Consider the following 17,233-nt stretch of genomic DNA (forward strand, 5'->3'; position numbering starts at 1 on the left):
GGTGGTCATTTTTGAGCCTTGTTTGTCAGTGACAGGTTTGCCGAGTCGTCGGCCAGTGCCAGGGGGGGCGGGTTTTTCGAACCGAAGAAGAAGACGATGGGCGAGCGCAGGAAGCGCTTGCCCAGAATCTTCAACAATTGCATGCCGTGCTTGAAGCGCACCTGGCGCGAACGCAGGGCTACCCACAGGGCCAGACCGAAACTGACCAGCAGGTTGGCCGTGCCGATGGCGAAGATGCCCGACAGCGACTTGACGGCCAACTGCCAGCTCATGTTGTGATCCAGACCCACCAGGGCCGTGGCGAAGTTGGCGGCCGAGAAGGTGATGTGGCGGATATCGATCGGCAAGCCGATCAGGAAACCCAGGGTGCCGATGGAGCCCAGCAGGATACCGAAATAGAAGTTCCCCATCAGCCCGCCCAAGTTGTTTTCCAGATACAGGCCCAGCCGTTGCAAGCGCTCCTGGCCGATCACGCGGCCCAGGCCGCGCAATTGCGCGATGCGCTGCGCCCAGCGCGTGTACAGCGCCTGGTTGTCATAGTAGCCCGAAATCAGGCCGGCCACGAACAGGCACACGCCGGCAATCATGGCGTAGAAGATGGCGGGGCTGCCGATGGGGTCGATATCGTGCAGCAAATGCATGGCCTTCTCGGGCGACACCAGGTTGTGGCCCGTGATCGCCTTGTAGCCCAGCGCGATCAGCCAGGCCGTAGGAATGGCCGTGGCCAGGTTGCCCAGCACGGCCATGTTTTGCGTGCGGAAGACCTTGTTGATCAGTTCCGCCATACTGTCGAGGTCGATATTCCTGCCATCCTTGCTGTGCAGGCCGGCGGCGATGCGCGAGGCCGTCATGGCCGGCTGCTTGGTGGCCACCGTGAAGTGCAGCAAATGGATGAACATGAAGCCGATCGAGTAATTCATGCTGAACATGAACGCTTCGACCAGCGGTGCCGAGCGCAAATACGACATCAGGATCTTGAACAGGGCCATGAAGCCGATAATGATGCCCGCGCCCGCCGATGACAGGAACATGGCGCCCATCTCGCGCCGGCTTTCCGCGATGTAATGCTCGCCCGTGCGGCTGGCGTTTTCCGTCACATTGCGCGCCAGCAAGTTGATATTGTCGGAAAACAGGTCGCTGACCTTGTACTTGTGGTTATGCGCGCGTATCAGTTCCAGCGCCAGCGCGACGGCGCCTGCGCGGCGGCGGCTGACGGGCTGCGGGTGCAGCAAGTCTTGCGTGGCGTCCACCGTGATGGCGGCGATATCCACGTTAGCAGAGCTGGGCAGCTCGCCGCTCGTGTCGACCAGGAACAGCAGCTTGCGCAGGCGGTCGATGCTTTGCGCCAGCGCCACCAATAAATACGTGAGGGGAATGCTGGTGCCCTGGTACAGCGCCTTCTTGCGGATCTTGGCGATGACGGCGTCGCACTGGTCCAGCATCACCAGCAAATGGCGTGCATCCTCGATGTGCTCGATGTCGCCTTGCAGCAAATTCGTGTAGGCGTCCAGGTAGGCGTTCACTTCCGTGTTCTGCACCATGAACGGCGACTGGAACACTTCGATTTCATTGTGGAAACGCGTCAATTCCGGTTCCAGGCCCATGGCGCAGACGCGGTAGGACAGGGTGCGGATGGCGTCAAGCATGCCCGGCAGCATGATATTGCCGTCGCCGACGGCCAGTTCGATCTCTTCGCTGGTGAGCACGTCGAACAGTTCCAGCCAGTCCGTGGCGGGCACGTTGCTGATCCACAAATAATCGGTCTTCAGGTACAGCACCTGGTCGAGCGCGTCGTTCAGGTACTCGTCGCCCAAGGCGGGGGGCAGCATGCGGTAGGCGATGCGGCGTTTCAATTCGGTGAAAAAACCGCTGTTCGACAGCACGCCGATGTCCGTGTACAGGCTGGCGTGGCGGCGCGCGGCCAGCGCACGCAGCACGTATTCGTGCAGGGCGCGCGCTTGCGCGGGGTTACCTTTGAGAAGCTGGCGCAGGGTGCGCACGTTGGCGATCGCGGTAGCGCTGTCGTGGGGGTGCTTGGGACGCAGTGAATTGAATAATTCCACCAGCAAGTCGATATTGCTGGAATTGGGGTCAATGCGTTCGAGGATAGCTAGCATGCAGAAAAACGGGCGAGCCGCTGTCGGTAAAACCAGTAGTGTACCGCCTGCGTCAAATCGCGCAACGTTCGCTACCGAACATTGCTTTACGGCAGGGCCTACTTTTAACCCCATTTTGCCGCTAGTACCACAATCTTGGCCACTCTTGCGTGTTGTCAGTGCGCGACTGTTTTTCCGGGGCTAAGCTGAAGTTTCTGTTGGACAACGCACGGATGGCTGGACAAAAAGCGAGGATAAGGTAACACTGAGATGTGACACACAGCGCATGTCCTGATCAATACCGGGAAGTTTCACCCACGTCACCGAGATATTTATCATGAAGACCTCGTATGTTGCGCTCGCTGTGATAGGGATGGGGTCATTCGCGCTGGGCGCAGCGGCCCAGGCTGCCGATGGCGGGGGCAATACCGCATCTACTAACGTTGCCGTGTACGGCGTGCTTGACGCCGGCATCGTGGCCGAGCGGGGCTGTGCCGCCAATTGCGCCGGCAGCAAGGTCTCTGGCGGCGTGGCATCCGGTTCGCGCCTGGGACTGCAGGGCCGCGAAGCCCTGGGCAACGACGTGTCCGCCGTATTTACCCTGGAAGCGGGCGTGCAGAACGACACGGGGCAGCCGGAAGACGGCCATCTGTTCGGCCGCCAGGCTTACGTGGGCCTGGACAGCCGCCTGGGTGCGCTGACTCTGGGGCGCCAGTACAACCTGCAATACCTGACGCTGACCGACGTGGCCGACCCGTTCAAGGGCGGCATGGCCGGCAGTGCCAGCAACCTGGCCGGCTACAGCGTGAAACGCTACGACAATACCGTCAAATACGTGACGCCCGCCTTGCGCGGCATGTCCGCCAGCGCCATCTACAGCTTTGGCGAGTCGCCGTACAGCAGCGCCAACAATCGCGCGTATGGCGCCACGCTCGGCTATTCGACCGGCGCCGTGAATATCAGCGTGTCGCACCAGCGCAAGAACAACTTCATCCTCGCCTCCGGCACCCTGCCCGCCATCGACATGTCGGCCCGCAACACCTTGATCGCGGCAAATATCGACTTGAAAGTGGCCACCGCCTTTGCCGCCGTGGGCGTGAACAAGGGCTATGGCAGTTCTCCTTGGGACCCCAGCAATGCGTACAGCTCGCTGGCCCTGTCGATGTCGTCGTCGGATAGCCGCGACACCTTGCTGGGCGTGTCCGTGCCCGTGGGCGGCTTCAAGCTGCTGGCCTCGTACGTGCGCAAGGATGACCGCGACCTGGCCAACCGCGACGCCAGCCAGGTGGCCGTCGGCTTTACGTACTCGCTGTCAAAACGCAGCGATTTCTACGCGTCTTACGCGAAGATCCACAATAAGAACGGCGCCCGCTACACGGTGGGTAACGCCAGCGACGCGGGGCGCGGCGACGCGGCCTTCAATATGGGCTTTCGTCACGGCTTCTGAGCGGCAGCGGTTGATGGCGCAGGGCACGTTGCCCCCAGCCACTTGCCGTTGCTCGTCACATTCACTTGCTCCGGCGTGCCGCGCGCGCTGGTCGTCACCGCCAGTTGCATGCTGAAAGCCTGATCGCCACTGAAGCGTACCTGGCCTTCGCCGCTCGATTTCGGGTTCGCGCAGGCGAACGATACATTCATGCCGCCCGCGATGTCGGTGTTCTTCGATTTGCAATCGCCGGGCTGGCCCGTGGGAATCTGCTTGCGCGCGGCCATCTCCGGCGTCACGCACGCCGTCACGCGCACGGCGCCATCGGCGCCCACGGTGGGCATGGCCATGCCGCGGCTGGCGGCCATGCTTTCCAGCTGCTTGCGTTGATCGGGAGGAAGGTTGCCCAATTGTTGCAACACCATGGACATGGCGTTGTCGGTGGCGGCGTCCGGCGACGCCATCTTGCTGTCAACTTGCCACAGGCCAGGCTTGATGCTGGCGGAAGGCGCGGCGGCCATGACATTGGCTTGGCTGCCTAAGGCGGCGCAAGCCAGCAGGGTGAGGCGTAGCAGTGATCTTTTCATCGTGGGGTCTCCAGTATAGGCAGACCCCAGCATACGGCATGGCAGGCGGGGCACGCTTGCCATTGTGTTACAAACTGTGATCTGGCTCGATGCGGCGCACGTCCACGCAGGCGATGCGGCGCTCGTCGGCCTCGACGATTTCATAGCGCAAGTCATCGAGTTCCAGCACTTCGCCCACGGCCGGCATGTTTTCAAAATGCGCTAGCAGGAAGCCGGCCAGCGAGTTGTATTCGCCGTCTTCGCTGACCAGGGTTTCCGTCTCGAACACTTGCTCCAGGTAATGCAAGTCCGTGGCGCCGTCGATGCGCCAGTGGCCGGGGCCCAGCACTTCCACGTCGGGCTGCTCGTCCTCGTCGGGGAATTCGCCGGCGATGGCTTCGAGGATGTCGATCGGCGTCAACACGCCTTGCACGGTGCCGAACTCGTCGACCACCAGCACCAGCTGGCCGCGCGAGCGCTTCAGGGTTTCCATGGCTTTCAGCACGCCGGCCGCTTCCGGCACGACGACGGCTTCGCGCATGCTGGCCGGGTCGATCTTGCCGTGCGATACGAGGTCTTCGATGAGGTCCTTGCTGCGCGCGATGCCGACCACGTTGTCCAGGTCATCATTGCAGACAGGAATCATGCTGTGCGGCGTTTCACGCAGCAGTTGCAGCATCTTCTCGCTGCTGTCGTTCAGGTTGACCCACGAGACGTCGCCGCGCGGCGTCATCACGGAGCGGATCGAGCGTTCGGCCAGGGTCAGCACGCCGCTGACCATGTTGCGCTCTTCCACGCCAAAGGCGGATGGGTCGAGCGCTTCCTTGACTTCGTGCTCTTCGACGGCTTCGCGGCCTTTGCGCCCGCCCAGCAGGCTCAGGACGGCTTGCGCCGTGCGGTCGCGCAGCGGTGCATTCGATTGCAGCTTGAGGAAGTTGCGGCGCGCCAGCTGATTGAAGAACTCGATGACGATCGAGAAACCGATGGCGGCGTACAAATACCCTTTCGGAATGTGGAAGCCCAGGCCTTCAGCCACCAGCGACAGGCCGATCATCAGCAAGAAGCTCAGGCACAGCACCACGACGGTGGGGTGGGCGTTGACGAAGCGCGTCAGCACCTTTGAAGCGAGCATCATGACGACGATGGAAATGACGACGGCCGCCATCATCACGTACAGGTTGTCCACCATGCCGACGGCCGTGATGACGGCGTCGAGCGAAAAGACGGCGTCGAGCACGACGATCTGCGCCACCACCAGGCCGAAGCCGGCGTAGACTTTCGGGCCTGTCTGGGCATGCGTGATGCCTTCGAGGCGCTCGTGCAGTTCGCTGGTCGCCTTGAACAGCAGGAATAGGCCACCGAAGAGCAGGATCAGGTCGCGCCCCGAAAACGAGAATGTCCATAGGGAAAACAATGGCGTGGTCAGGGTGACCAGCCAGGAAATCAGGGAAAGCAGGCCCAGGCGCATGACGAGGGCCAGCGTCAGACCCAGCACGCGCGCCTTGTCGCGCTGGTGCGGCGGCAGTTTCTCGGCCAGGATGGCGATGAAGATCAGGTTGTCGATACCCAGTACGATTTCCAGTACGACCAGCGTCAGCAGGCCGACCCAGATTGTCGGGTCAAATAACCATTCCATGTGTGTAACCTTGTAAAGTCAATCAGTATAAAGCGTGCCCGGCGGCGGATTGCCCCGGGCTTGAATGCGATGCGTGCTGCGGTGTCAGTGGCGGACGCGCGGCGGCCGGGTGGCCTGCCGCGCGTCCGCTTCGGCAAGTGCGCCCGGTCCCGCTTGCCAAATGATGGCGCAAAACGGCGCGCCTTGGCGCGAGGTCGGGTACAGCGTGATGGGGTCGTTGTCGCATTCTTCGGCGTCGCAGCTGTCGCCGGGCTGGCCCGCATGGGCGCCGGGGTCATGGCAATCCGCTACGAAGGCAGGCGTGGCAGTAATGCCGGCCGCAACTGCATGCTGGAATGGGGAAGGGCTGGCGTAGGCCATGCTGGCGAACGCCTGGGGTAATGCGATGAAAACAAAAAGGCAGAGCAGGACGAGAGCTCGTCTCATATACAGGCAGATAGTTCTGGAACCGTGGAGTATAACACGGGCACATAACAGCTCGATGACAGTGACTTGCGTAACTGATAAGTATGCCGTAAATTGCGAGAGCAATCATTGCACCGGGCAGCGAAGACGCAGCGCTGGCCCGGCGACAATTTTTGCGTTTGTATCGTATGGCGCTTGCGCTTCTTTATATAACGTAGTGTTACCAGGACTTTGCCTTGAAACCAATTACCGCCCTCCTGCTTGCCGCCGGCATTCTTTCGCCTTCCTTCATCCTGGCCGCCACCCCGGCGGAAGTCGCGCCGACCCAGAAAACCGGCAAGGCTGCACCCAACCGCGGCGCCGCCGTCAAAGTCACGTCCGTCGAAGGCATCACCGAATACCGGCTGGCCAATGGTTTGCGCGTGCTGCTGTTCCCCGACGCCAGCAAGCCGACCCTGACCACCAACATCGTCTACCTGGTCGGATCGCGCCATGAAAACTATGGCGAAACGGGCATGGCTCACTTGCTCGAACACTTGCTGTTCAAGCCCAGCGCCAACTTCGGCGTCAAGAAGGGCACGAAAACCCCGGTCGAGATATTGAACTCGACGGGCGCGCAGTTCAACGGCACCACCTGGTACGACCGCACCAATTACTACGCCACCTTCCCCGCCAACGACGACAACCTGCGCCAGATGCTGGCGATGGAAGCGGACCGCATGGTCAACGCGGCCATCGACCAGAACGACCTGTGGAATCCGAAGACGCAGAAGGGCGAGATGACGGTCGTGCGCAATGAATTCGAGATGGGCGAGAGCGACCCGATCGGCGTGACCAGCGAACGCATCCAGGCCATCGCCTACGATTGGCACAACTATGGCAAGTCGACCATCGGCGCCCGTTCCGACATCGAGCAGGTGAACATTCCCCGTCTGCGCGCGTTTTACCATAAATATTATCAGCCCGATAACGCCGTACTGATGGTGGCGGGCCGCTTCGACGAAGCCAAGGTCTTGAAGCAGATCAATGAGCTGTTCGGCAAGATCCCGAAACCCACGCGCGTGATCGAACCGACCTACACGGCCGAACCGGTGCAGGATGGCGAGCGCGCCGTGACGGTGCGCCGCAGCGGCGGCACGCAGTTCGTCGGCGCCGGCTACCACGTGGCGCCGTCCGGCAACCCGGATGCCGTTGCCATCGAGGTGCTGGGCCACGTGCTGACGGACGCGCCGGCCGGCCGCCTGCACAAGGCGCTGGTGGAAACCAAGCTGGCCAGCAAGATCGAATACAACTCGGTGAGCAACCTGGAGCCGGGCTACAACCTGTTCGGCGCGCTGGTGCCTGTCGATGGCAACCTCGACGCGGCGCAAGCGGCCATGTTGAAAGTGCTGGAAGACTTGAAGTCGCAACCGGTCACGGAGGCCGAAGTGGCGCGCGTCAAGCAGCAATTGAGCAAGCAGATTGAACTGGCCACCTCGAACACGGCGCGCCTGACGATCGCCCTGACGGAGTCCCTGGCGGCCGGCGACTGGCGTTTGTTCTTCCTGCAGCGCGACCAGCTCGACAAGCTGACGACGGCGCAGGTACAGGCGGCGGCCGAGAAATACCTGAAGAGCTCGAACCGCACCCTGGGCCGCTTCATTCCCACCGACGCGCCGGACCGCACCGTCGTGCCGGCCTACGCCGACGTGGCGCCGCGACTGGCCGGCTACACGGGCCGCGCCGTGGTGGCGCAGGGCGAAGCGTTCGATCCGAGCCCCGACAATATCGAAGCGCGCACGCAGCGCTTCACCTTGCCGAACGGCTTGAAGGGCGCCTTGCTGCCGAAGAAAACCAAGGGCAGCACGGTCAGCGTCGTGTTGAAATTGCAGATCGGCAGCGAAGAGAACTTGCGCGGCAAGGCGCAAGTGGGCGTCTACACGGCCAATCTATTGTCGCGTGGCACGGATAAACTGTCGCGCCAGGAAGTGAAGGACAAGTTCGACCAGCTGGGCACGCAAGTGGCTATCTCCGGCGGCGCCGAAGGCGTCACCGCCATGCTGACTGGCAAGCGCGAGAACTTGCCAGCCGCCATGGACCTGCTGGCGCAAGTGCTGCAAAAGCCCGCCCTGAGCGAGACGGAATTCCTGGAATTGCAGCGCGAGCGCGTGGGCCGCGCGGAGCAGGAATTGCCTGAACCGCAGCCGCAGGCCGTGAACGCCTTCCGCCGCCTGCTCGACGCCACGCCGGAAGGCCATGTGCGCCACGTGGCTACCTTGCCGTTTGAGCTGGCGCAATGGAAAGCCATCAAGGTGGACGATGTGCAAGCCTTCCATGGCGCCTATTATGGCGCGTCGAACGCCACCTTTGCCGCCGTGGGCGACTTCGACCCGGTCGCGCTGAAGGCGCAAGTGGCCAGCCTGTACGGCAACTGGAAGGCGCAGCAGCCGTATGTGCGCATTCTTGATGCCGTCAAGCCCGTCAGCGGCGAGAAAGTCACGCTGGAAACGCCGGACAAGGCCAACAGCGTGCTGTTCGCCATCCAGCCGGTTCCCCTCAAGGATGACGCGGCCACTTTTCCGGCCTTGCTGATCGCCAATCACATGCTCGGTGGCGGCGCCTTGCGCAGCCGCCTGGCCGACCGTATCCGCCAGAAGGAAGGCCTGTCGTACGGCGTCGGCTCGCAAGTGAGCGTGCCGTCACGCGAGCCGGCGGGCTACTGGATGGCGTATGCTATTAGCGCGCCGCAAAACACGGTCAAGGTGGAAGCGGCCCTGCGCGAGGAAATCGCCAAGGCGCTGGCCGACGGCTTTACGCAAGAGGAATTGCTTGAGGCGAAGAAAGGCTGGCTGCAATCGCAGGAAGTGGGCCGCACGCAGGACAGCGGCCTGGCCCGCGAACTGGCCGGCTACCTTGCCGACGACCGTACCATGGCGTACGACAAGGACCTGGAAGCGAAAGTGGCCGCCTTGACCCTGGCGCAAGTGAACCAGAGCTTGCGCGAGTACCTGAAGCCATCGGCCATCTCGATCGTGACGGCGGGCGACTTTGCCAAGGTGGCGAAAGAGGGCGAGAGCGGCGCCAAGGCAACGACGTCGAAATAAGCTGTTTTACATGGAAAAACCCCGCCGGCATTTACCTTGCCGGCGGGGTTTTTTATGATGAGTATTAACTTAGCGCGGCGCCAATTCGGCTACATAGATCTCCACGCGGCGATTGCGTGCGCGTCCCGAAGCATCGGCGTTCGAGCCGATCGGCTCGCGGGCGCCGCGGCCTTCCGTGACGACGCGTGTCGGTGAGACACCGCGCATGGCCAGGTAGTCGCGCGTGTGGGCCGCGCGTTCCACCGACAGCGGTTCGTTGATCGAAGCGCTGCCCGTGCTGTCCGTATGGCCGATGATGCTGACCGTGGTGTTCGGATTTTCATTCAGGGTGGCGGCAAAGCGGTCGAGAATCGGGCGGAAATTGCCCTTGATGTCGGCGCGATTGGTGTCGAAGGAAATATCGCTTGGGATTTCCATTTTCAGGCGGTTATCGGCCGTCTGCGTCACTTGCACACCGGTACCCTGTGTCGCTTGTTCCATGGCGCGCTTCTGGTTTTCCATGCGGTTCGACCAGATATTGCCGATGACGGCACCCGCTGCCGCGCCGATCAGGGCGCCGCCGGCCGTGCGGCCGCTGCTGCCGCCGCCCGTCGTGCCGCCGATCAGGGCGCCCAGGCCTGCGCCGACGCCGGCGCCCGTGGCCGTGCCACGTTGTGTGGCGGACATATCCGCGCAGCCGCTAGCGGCCAATGCGATTACCAGCATGCCGATCAGGGATTTGGCGCCAGGGCCTTTTTTGAATGTTTCTTTCATGGATTTTCTCCTTGTTTTGTTATTGGGACATACCCAAGACTACCCGTACACGTTACTGCAAAATGCAACTGCTTGCCAGTGCGTGCCCACTGTCGGCAAAAGAGCGGCGCCCGTTTGCACGCGCGCCGCTCTTGTCAGGCCAGGCTAACGGCCTGGACTATAAACCGCGCCCGCTGATCAGGCGCAACAGGATCATGATGACGGCGACCACCAGCAGGATGTGGATGAAGCCGCCAATGGTATAGGAAGTTACCAGGCCCAGCAGCCAAAGAATAATGAGTACGACGGCGATTGTATACAGCATGATGTGTCCTCCGAGAGTAATGTGTGGATGACGGCGACTGCCTTGGCCTTGCGAGGCGCTGGCGTCTGGCGCCGTCATCGGTTTTTTGTCATTGCGCGGCGACTATGTCGCTGAACGCTGATGCCATGATTAAGTGTCTACTTTGTTTCGCTTGAGTTCTGTACGCTGTCGTACACAAGGATCAACTATCGGGACCGGTCAGCGTGGTCATCTGCCATGCCCGGTATCCAGGCCAGCATGCCGGCCATGCCGACGGCGCCCGCCAGGCAACTGACCATGCCGCCCGTCAGCAGTAGCATGACGCCGAACACGGGCGCGCTCGCTTGCAATGGCGCCAGGTCCAGCGCGCAGAAGCCCAGTGCGGTGGCGAATATGCCGCCGCCGATAAAGCCCAGCCAGATCCGGTTGCCGCCTGTCTTGTCGTTTTTCATTGCTGCTCCTTGAGCGGACTACCCGTTGAATTTCCCTGAATGCATCATCTCGCGCTCCTGCAAGCCCATCTGTACGCCAACGAACTTTGCTAAAAAGAAAACGCCCGGACAGGCCGGGCGTGTGGGTCGTTTGCCACGTGTTGCGGCAGCGCCGCCGTAGCGCTTCGCTTAGCCGATGGCGCGCAAGGTGCCGTTGACGACGCGCACGCGGTCGCCCTGGCGCCAGTTCGGCGCGGCGCTCTGGTGCACGGTGCGCGTCTTGCCGTTATCGAGGCGCACGACGATGTTGTAGCTGCGCGTGGCGCGCACGCTGCCTTCGATCTGGTTGCCGGCCACGGCGCCGCCAACGGCGCCCAGCACGGTGGCCAGCTGCTTGCCGTGGCCGCCGCCTACCTGGTTGCCCAGCAAGCCGCCGACGACAGCGCCGCCGGCCGCGCCGACGCCGCTGCCTTCGGCGCGCGTATTGACTTCATGGATGGCTTCGATCACGCCACAATTGCTGCACACCTGCGGCGCCGGGGCGGCTGCCGCGTATTGCTGCTGTGGTTGCTGTTGCGGCTGGCGCACGGGTTGCTGCTGTTGCTGTGGCGGCAGGGCGGCCAGCGGCTGCGCGCCGGACGATTGCAAGTTCGCTTGCGGCTGGTTCGCCTGCAAGCTGGCCAGCTGTTCGGCCGAAGTGCTGGCCGCCAGTGGCTGGGCATCGCGCTGGGACGAGGGCAGCCAGCCCATCAGGGCCGCCGTGCCCACGCCGCAAAACAGCAGGACGGCGACGGCGGCGGCAAGCACCAGCGGATGGAGGGATTTGGTGGTGGTAGTCATGGAGAGCTCCTTGGTTTTTTTGAAATAATGAAATGGGTAGTGCGTGTTATCCGTGCATGCAGCCAGTGTGCTGTGCCGTGTGCCCCGCTTCCGTGCGTCACCGTACATACAGGCACGGTAGTGCACCGTAGGCTAAGTAAAAATTATGTCGAGTTGTAACGACACCAAGGAAAAGCAATGCCACCAACGAACGCCAGCATGACCCTGTCCCGCGACGCAGGCCGATCTGGCCTGGGGTCGCCTGCGGGCGCGCTAGACGCCGGCAACCGCTTGCTGGCCAGCCTGCCCGAGCACGACTTGCGCCACCTGACGGCGCTGTTCGATACCGTCACCGTCGAGGTGGGCGAGGTGCTGTACGAGCCGGGCCAGCCTATCGGCTACATCTACTTCCCCAGCGACTGCCTGATCTCGCTGCTGGCCGTGGCGGAAGGCCGCATGACCCTGGAAGTGGGTTCCGTCGGCCGCGAAGGCGTGCTGGGCGCTTCCGTCGCGCTGGGCCATGACCTGGCGCAAGTGCGTGCCGTGGTGCAACGTTCTGGTACGGCCAGCCGCATCGGGCGGGCCGAGTTCTGCGCCGAGTTCGCCCAGCTCGATTCCCTGCAGCGTTTGCTGTACCGCTACACGGACACCTTGCTGGCGCAAGCCATCCAGATTGCCGTGTGCAGCCGCTTCCACGTGCTCGAAGCGCGTCTGGCCCGTTCCCTGCTGATCACGCGCGACCGTCTGCAGTCGGAAAAATTTCACCTGACGCATGAATTCCTCGCCCATACCCTGGGCGTGCGGCGGGTTGGCGTGACCAAGGCAGCCAGCGCGCTGCAACAGCAAAAACTCATCACCTACAGCCGCGGCAATATTGAAATCCTCGATTCCGCCGGCCTGGAAGCCGTCTCCTGCCGCTGTTATGCGCTGGTCAAGGACAGCGGCGCCATCGGCATGGCCAACGTCTTCGTCTGATTTTCCTCATCCTTGTGCTGCGGACGCAAAAAAGCGGGGTGGGTGCCTGGGCACCCACCCCGCTTTCTTGAGCAACGATTACTTCGGCTTGACCTGGTTGCCGATCACGCCGCCGACGGCAGCGCCACCGACTGCGCCGATGGCGCTGCCGCCCGTCAGCACGGAGCCGGCAACGGCGCCGACACCGGCGCCGATGGCCGTATTTTTATCCTGGCCCGACATATTGGCGCAAGCAGTCAAGCTCAGCAGCAGAGCGGCAACGGAAGTGGTAGCGGCGATTTTTTTAATGATTTGCATAATAGTTCTCCTATGAATTCGGACCTCGTGGCGCCGGCATGGTATGGGCCGGTGGGACTTCGTGTCGCCACGTGTTTCAGGCACGATCACAGAATAGGATTGTGACAAGGCAGGGTCTGTTCGGCAACGCACATAGGGGTGTAACAATTGTAATCGTGCACAGACGTCCTCTCTGCCATGTTGTTCAGCGGGGTTTGCGCTGTGCCTTGCCCGGTTTTGGCGCTACCGGCTTGATGCGCGCCTGGGCCAGCAGGGCGGCGCATTCGCTGTCCTCGCCGGGACCGGTATTGACCAGCGGCAGCAGGGCGGCGACAGGCGCCACCACGGCCAGCGCCAGGGCGCCGCCGGCGCGCAGGGCCAGCACGCCCTTGTCGACGCTGACGTCGGGCTTGCTGAAGGTGCCCTGCACATACAGGGGCGAGCGCAGCGAAAAGATGCGCAGCCCCTTGCTGTCCGGCTGCAAGGTCAGGTCCAGTTGCTCATTGGCCAGGTTCACCGTGCCGTCGATATGCAGCACCGCATCGTCCGTGTCGACGATGAACTGGCGCGTGCGCATCAGCCCCTTGGCGACGACGAAATCGGCGGCCATGCAGTTCAGCTTGACCTGCTTGTCGCCTACCAGCTTGGTCAGCACGACACTGCCGATATTCAAGCCCATTTCTTCCAGCAGCAGCTTGCTGATGCTGCCCCGGTTGATCAGCGCGCGCACTTCGCCATTCGAACTGCCCAGCAGGCTGGCGACGGAATTGCCCGTGGCCGACAGCGAAGCGTCGCCATTGATTTCGCCCACGCTGGCCTGCAGGGCCGGCAGGCGGGGAAACAGTTGCTGGATGTGCAGATGGCGGGCGCTGGCCTTGAGCTCGGCGGCGATGCCGTTGGCGATGACCTTGCCGCTGCCGTCGAGCTTGATCTGCGATGTCAGGGTGCCGCCCGCCACATTGAAGTTGAGCGGCGTCAAGGACAGCACGCCGTCCGTCAGCACCACATGCGTGTCGAGCTTGCTGATTGGCAGTTCGGCGTCGCGTGTGATTTTATCGGCCGTGTAGCGCACATCGGCGTCCAGGCTGGTCCAGCGCTCCGTTTTGAAGGTTTCCACCGGCAGCACGCGGCCGGCCGGCTGCGTCGACGGCACGCCCCGCTCCTTCTTGCTGGCGCTGGAATCGGCGCCCACCAGCGGGCCCAGGTCGGAAAATTGCAGCAGGCGCGAGTGGACTTCGCCCGTCAGGCGCTTGCGTGGCAAGCTGGCCGAAAAGGCCAGCTTGCCTTCGATATCGCTGGAGCCCACCTTGCCTCTGAACTGGTCGTACACCCATTCGCCGCCGCGCGGCGCCAGGGTGCCCGTCAAATGGCCTTCCGTACTGAAATGCGGCGTTTCCGGCAGCAGCACGCCCGTCAATGGATACAGGCGCGCCATGCTGGGCCCGGATATTTTCAGGCGCACGTCGAGCGCGGCCAGGTCCGCCGGGCGCGTCAAGGTGCCTTCGATGGCCACGCTGCTGCCGCTCGCGCGCATGTCGGCCTGGATGGGGAAGGGCGTGCCTTGCTGCTGCAGCGACAGCACGCCGCCCGCCTTGCCGCCGCCCTGGATGCTTTCGCCGCGGTATTTGCCGGACAGGGTCCACGCGATGCCGTAGCGCGCATCGTTCGCGATGGTGTCGACATCGGCGCGCATCGCCGTGTGCGTGACGTCATCGTCCAGCGTCACGGTGCCCTTGCTGAAGACCACGCTTTGCAGTTCCAGCTGCCACGGCGACGGCTGCTCCTGCTTGTCGAAGGTCCAGTTATTCTTGCCATCCTTGTTGCGCAGCAAGCGTACGTGCGGCGTATCGAAGCGCAATTGGGGGATGATGATTTTCTTGTCCAGCAGGGCCAGGGGATTGAGTGAAAACGCCAGCTGGCTCACGCTGGCCAGCTGCGCCTGATCATCCGCCGCTGCCATGGCGCTCGGGTTGCCCAGGCGCACATCCTTTGCCTGCAAGTGCGGCCACGGCAGGTAGGCGCGCCAGCTTTGTTGCCCCACAGTCGCTGGCTGCTGCCACGTCAGCGACAGGTCGCCCGCAATGGCGAAGGGCCGGCCCAGCGCTTCGCTGGCGCGCGCATTGAGCCAGGGCTTGGCGCGGTTCCAGTCCATGTTGAGCAGGACGACGGCGGCCGTGACGGGCAGGGCGACGAGCACGGCGGCGCTGGCGAGGGCGATTTTCTGGCGGCGCGAGAGGGAGATAAGGCGTGGCATAGGTGTGGGGTAAGAAGCGTTTCTTTCTGGACAGAAGCAAGATGCTACAGGAATCGCTACAAAGCCGGGTCCGTTTCAGGTTTTGCTGGCGCAGGCGTGCGCTGGCGCACTTTGCCCATGCAAGTATTGTCGATTTCTTACCCTATGTGCGGCACCGAACGGATATGCGGGGAGCCGGAGCCTATAACGTCATACATCAAACGCCGTTCCTGATTCCAGATGCACCGACGTATGAACCTTACCGCTTAACATTCTCCAGGAGAAGAAAAATGACAAACCGAGATTTCACGATGTCCCCACTGGCCGCTCTGGCCGCTTGCGCCACCGCCGTCGTCCTGATGACGGGCTGTTCCAGCCTGAAAACGCCAGCCACGGCCGATGTCGCCGTGTCGCGTGCCGCCGTCGATAACGCCGCCAGCGCCGGCGCCGCCGACCTGGCACCCGATGAAATGCGTTCGGCCCGCGAAAAAATGCGCATGGCTAACCAGGCCTTGAAAGACCGCGACTACAAACTGGCGCGCGAGCTGGCCGACCAGGCGCAAGCCGATGCCAAGCTGGCGCAAAGCAAGGCCAACTCGGCCAAGGCCACCAGCGCCGCCGACGAAATCAACGAGAACATCCGCGTCATGCGCGAAGAGCTCGACCGTGCCAACCAGCAAGCCCCGAAACAATAACTAACAATAAGAACAGAACAGGATCCCATCATGAAAAAAGCTACCTACACCACGATTCCCGGCCTGCTGGCCATGGCTGCCCTCGTCGCCGCCTGCAGCTCCGCGCCGACCACTACCAGCTTGCTCGACCAGACACGCGGCGACTACATGGCGGCGCAATCGAACCCGCTGGTGTCGACCTATGCACCACGCGAATTCCGCGAAGCGAGCGCTGCGCTGGAAGCGGCGAACGCGGCCGCCACGCGCCAGGATGACAGCGAAAAGGTCGACAAGCTGGCCTACCTGGCCAAGCAAAAAATTGCTACGGCACAAGAGATAGCCAAACAGAAAGCCGCGGAAGCCGATATCGCCAACGCCGGCAAGCAGCGTGACCAGTTGCGCCTCGATGCGCGCACGCAGCAGGCTGACCAGGCCACGGCGCGCGCCCAGTCGGCGCAAGCGGATGCGGAAGCGGCCAAGGCCCAGGCGCAATCGGCCGAAGCGTCGGCCCGTGACGCCACCGCCCGCGCCGCCGCGCTGGAAGTGCAACTGGCCGACTTGGCTGCCAAGAAAACCGAACGCGGCATGGTGATCACTTTGGGCGACGTGCTGTTTGGCACGGACAAGGCGAACCTGACCGCCGATGGCGCGAATACGGCACGCAAGCTGGCCGATGTGCTGAAAAACAACCCGCAGCGCACCGTGCTGATCGAAGGCTTTACGGATAGCACGGGCGGTTCCGCGCACAACCTGGAATTGTCGCAACGCCGCGCCGAATCCGTGCGCAATGCGCTGCTGGAGCAAGGCATCAACCGCGACCGCATCGCCACGAAAGGCTATGGCGCCGCCTATCCGGCCGCCGGCAATGACAGCGCGGCGAACCGCCAGCTGAATCGCCGGGTGGAAATCGTCTTGTCGGAAGATAACACGGCCATTCCCGCCCGCCGCTAAGCCGCGCCAGTTGACGCGGCAGTAGAAAGGCAGCACCGGCCGCAAATTGGCCGGTGGATACCCATGCAAGACTTGAAAGGAAACATCATGACCCAAACATCTGTTGAGATTCCAGCTGGCATCGATACGGCCGCCATCCGCGCTGCCGCCAGCAACCTGGACGACGGCGCCGTGACGGCCGGCTATCAGGGCGACCGCCAGGAGTTGATCACCCTGTTGAATGGGGCGCTGGCCACCGAACTGGTGTGTATTGCGCGCTACAAACGCCATTACTACACCGTGAGCGGCCGCGACAACGGCGGCATCAAGGCCGAGTTCCTTGAGCATGCGCAGCAGGAGCAGGAACACGCCGACTGGCTGGCCGAACGCATCGTGCAATTGAATGGCAAGCCAGATTTTAATCCTGCAACATTGCTTGCGCGTAGCCATGCCGAGTATGATGACTCCGAAGACGTGCAGAGTATGGTGCGTGCCAATCTGATCGCGGAACGGGTGGCGATCGAGTCGTATCGCCAGATGATCGTGAAAATCGGCGACAAAGACCCGACGACACGCCATTTGTTGATCAAAATCATGGCTGTCGAGGAAGAGCACGCCGATGATATGCGCGATCTAATGGAATAGTG

The 17,233-nt window shown here is 62.6% G+C and carries 16 protein-coding genes; 6 read left to right on the forward strand and 10 right to left on the reverse strand.

Going from position 1 to position 17,233, the window contains the following annotated elements; all coding sequences use genetic code 11:
- Positions 1–5: 5 nt before the first annotated feature.
- Positions 6–2,117 (reverse strand): site-specific recombinase, encoded by a 2,112-nt coding sequence (locus tag ACQ4WL_RS12850; protein ID WP_436510132.1) that lies wholly within the window; start codon positions 2,115–2,117, stop codon positions 6–8.
- A 316-nt stretch (positions 2,118–2,433) separates the two neighbouring features.
- Between ACQ4WL_RS12850 and ACQ4WL_RS12855 the strand changes: the two genes are divergently transcribed.
- Positions 2,434–3,543, forward strand: a complete 1,110-nt coding sequence (locus tag ACQ4WL_RS12855) for a porin (RefSeq protein ID WP_436510133.1) — start codon at positions 2,434–2,436, stop codon at positions 3,541–3,543.
- Here ACQ4WL_RS12855 and ACQ4WL_RS12860 read toward each other — a convergent pair.
- The 3 genes from ACQ4WL_RS12860 to ACQ4WL_RS12870 all read right to left on the reverse strand — a co-directional run bounded on the left by ACQ4WL_RS12860 (position 3,531) and on the right by ACQ4WL_RS12870 (position 6,084).
- A complete protein-coding gene (locus tag ACQ4WL_RS12860; protein WP_436510135.1) occupies positions 3,531–4,109 on the reverse strand; it encodes a DUF3617 domain-containing protein in 579 nt (192 codons plus the stop codon). The two genes, ACQ4WL_RS12855 and ACQ4WL_RS12860, sit on opposite strands and share 13 nt — an antisense overlap.
- A gap of 67 nt (positions 4,110–4,176) precedes the next feature.
- Positions 4,177–5,724 carry a TerC family protein gene (locus tag ACQ4WL_RS12865; protein ID WP_436510136.1) on the reverse strand — a complete coding sequence of 516 codons (1,548 nt, stop codon included), beginning with the start codon at positions 5,722–5,724 and terminating at the stop codon, positions 4,177–4,179.
- Between the two features lie 84 nt (positions 5,725–5,808).
- Positions 5,809–6,084 (reverse strand): hypothetical protein, encoded by a 276-nt coding sequence (locus tag ACQ4WL_RS12870; protein ID WP_436510137.1) that lies wholly within the window; start codon positions 6,082–6,084, stop codon positions 5,809–5,811.
- Positions 6,085–6,365: 281 nt separating this feature from the next.
- Here ACQ4WL_RS12870 and ACQ4WL_RS12875 point away from each other — a divergent pair, with 281 nt between their 5' ends.
- A complete protein-coding gene (locus ACQ4WL_RS12875; RefSeq protein ID WP_436510139.1) occupies positions 6,366–9,212 on the forward strand; it encodes a M16 family metallopeptidase in 2,847 nt (948 codons plus the stop codon).
- A gap of 69 nt (positions 9,213–9,281) precedes the next feature.
- Here the strand turns inward: ACQ4WL_RS12875 and ACQ4WL_RS12880 are convergent, their stop codons facing one another.
- The 4 genes from ACQ4WL_RS12880 to ACQ4WL_RS12895 form a co-directional block, all read right to left on the reverse strand.
- Positions 9,282–9,917, reverse strand: a complete 636-nt coding sequence (locus tag ACQ4WL_RS12880) for a YiaD family glycine zipper/OmpA-like lipoprotein (RefSeq protein ID WP_436510406.1) — start codon at positions 9,915–9,917, stop codon at positions 9,282–9,284.
- 205 nt (positions 9,918–10,122) lie between these two features.
- On the reverse strand, positions 10,123–10,269 hold the full coding sequence (locus ACQ4WL_RS12885; protein WP_121670992.1) for a lmo0937 family membrane protein: 147 nt from the start codon (positions 10,267–10,269) through the stop codon (positions 10,123–10,125).
- 185 nt (positions 10,270–10,454) lie between these two features.
- Positions 10,455–10,700 carry a hypothetical protein gene (locus tag ACQ4WL_RS12890; RefSeq protein WP_436510141.1) on the reverse strand — a complete coding sequence of 82 codons (246 nt, stop codon included), beginning with the start codon at positions 10,698–10,700 and terminating at the stop codon, positions 10,455–10,457.
- Between the two features lie 168 nt (positions 10,701–10,868).
- Complete coding sequence (locus ACQ4WL_RS12895; RefSeq protein WP_436510143.1) at positions 10,869–11,519, reverse strand: outer membrane lipoprotein; 651 nt, start codon at positions 11,517–11,519, stop codon at positions 10,869–10,871.
- 177 nt (positions 11,520–11,696) lie between these two features.
- Here ACQ4WL_RS12895 and ACQ4WL_RS12900 point away from each other — a divergent pair, with 177 nt between their 5' ends.
- Positions 11,697–12,473, forward strand: coding sequence for a Crp/Fnr family transcriptional regulator (locus ACQ4WL_RS12900; protein ID WP_436510145.1), 777 nt, complete (start codon positions 11,697–11,699; stop codon positions 12,471–12,473).
- Positions 12,474–12,551: 78 nt separating this feature from the next.
- Here ACQ4WL_RS12900 and ACQ4WL_RS12905 read toward each other — a convergent pair whose 3' ends face one another.
- Both ACQ4WL_RS12905 and ACQ4WL_RS12910 read right to left on the reverse strand, forming a co-directional pair.
- Entirely contained in the window at positions 12,552–12,770 is a 219-nt protein-coding gene (locus ACQ4WL_RS12905; RefSeq protein WP_077401543.1) for a YMGG-like glycine zipper-containing protein, read from the reverse strand.
- Between the two features lie 184 nt (positions 12,771–12,954).
- Positions 12,955–15,003: an AsmA family protein gene (locus ACQ4WL_RS12910; RefSeq protein ID WP_436510146.1), complete on the reverse strand. Its 2,049-nt coding sequence runs from the start codon at positions 15,001–15,003 to the stop codon at positions 12,955–12,957.
- 269 nt (positions 15,004–15,272) lie between these two features.
- Here ACQ4WL_RS12910 and ACQ4WL_RS12915 point away from each other — a divergent pair, with 269 nt between their 5' ends.
- The 3 genes from ACQ4WL_RS12915 to ACQ4WL_RS12925 all read left to right on the forward strand — a co-directional run bounded on the left by ACQ4WL_RS12915 (position 15,273) and on the right by ACQ4WL_RS12925 (position 17,231).
- Positions 15,273–15,677 (forward strand): DUF4398 domain-containing protein, encoded by a 405-nt coding sequence (locus ACQ4WL_RS12915; protein ID WP_436510147.1) that lies wholly within the window; start codon positions 15,273–15,275, stop codon positions 15,675–15,677.
- Between the two features lie 30 nt (positions 15,678–15,707).
- A complete protein-coding gene (locus tag ACQ4WL_RS12920; protein WP_436510148.1) occupies positions 15,708–16,607 on the forward strand; it encodes an OmpA family protein in 900 nt (299 codons plus the stop codon).
- Positions 16,608–16,694: 87 nt separating this feature from the next.
- Complete coding sequence (locus ACQ4WL_RS12925; protein WP_131688032.1) at positions 16,695–17,231, forward strand: ferritin-like domain-containing protein; 537 nt, start codon at positions 16,695–16,697, stop codon at positions 17,229–17,231.
- Positions 17,232–17,233 lie beyond the last annotated feature (2 nt).

It is taken from the genome of Janthinobacterium kochi (genome assembly GCF_051380715.1).
Lineage (GTDB): Bacteria > Pseudomonadota > Gammaproteobacteria > Burkholderiales > Burkholderiaceae_D > Janthinobacterium.

Coding starts and splice junctions, on each gene's coding strand:
- ACQ4WL_RS12850 (WP_436510132.1), bottom strand. CDS start 2,117: ATGCTAGCTATCCTCGAACGCATTGACCCCAATTCCAGCAATATCGAC.
- ACQ4WL_RS12920 (WP_436510148.1), top strand. CDS start 15,708: ATGAAAAAAGCTACCTACACCACGATTCCCGGCCTGCTGGCCATGGCT.
- ACQ4WL_RS12885 (WP_121670992.1), bottom strand. CDS start 10,269: ATGCTGTATACAATCGCCGTCGTACTCATTATTCTTTGGCTGCTGGGC.
- ACQ4WL_RS12890 (WP_436510141.1), bottom strand. CDS start 10,700: ATGAAAAACGACAAGACAGGCGGCAACCGGATCTGGCTGGGCTTTATC.
- ACQ4WL_RS12925 (WP_131688032.1), top strand. CDS start 16,695: ATGACCCAAACATCTGTTGAGATTCCAGCTGGCATCGATACGGCCGCC.
- ACQ4WL_RS12900 (WP_436510145.1), top strand. CDS start 11,697: ATGCCACCAACGAACGCCAGCATGACCCTGTCCCGCGACGCAGGCCGA.
- ACQ4WL_RS12905 (WP_077401543.1), bottom strand. CDS start 12,770: ATGCAAATCATTAAAAAAATCGCCGCTACCACTTCCGTTGCCGCTCTG.
- ACQ4WL_RS12855 (WP_436510133.1), top strand. CDS start 2,434: ATGAAGACCTCGTATGTTGCGCTCGCTGTGATAGGGATGGGGTCATTC.
- ACQ4WL_RS12910 (WP_436510146.1), bottom strand. CDS start 15,003: ATGCCACGCCTTATCTCCCTCTCGCGCCGCCAGAAAATCGCCCTCGCC.
- ACQ4WL_RS12895 (WP_436510143.1), bottom strand. CDS start 11,519: ATGACTACCACCACCAAATCCCTCCATCCGCTGGTGCTTGCCGCCGCC.
- ACQ4WL_RS12870 (WP_436510137.1), bottom strand. CDS start 6,084: ATGGCCTACGCCAGCCCTTCCCCATTCCAGCATGCAGTTGCGGCCGGC.
- ACQ4WL_RS12865 (WP_436510136.1), bottom strand. CDS start 5,724: ATGGAATGGTTATTTGACCCGACAATCTGGGTCGGCCTGCTGACGCTG.
- ACQ4WL_RS12880 (WP_436510406.1), bottom strand. CDS start 9,917: ATGCTGGTAATCGCATTGGCCGCTAGCGGCTGCGCGGATATGTCCGCC.
- ACQ4WL_RS12915 (WP_436510147.1), top strand. CDS start 15,273: ATGACAAACCGAGATTTCACGATGTCCCCACTGGCCGCTCTGGCCGCT.
- ACQ4WL_RS12860 (WP_436510135.1), bottom strand. CDS start 4,109: ATGAAAAGATCACTGCTACGCCTCACCCTGCTGGCTTGCGCCGCCTTA.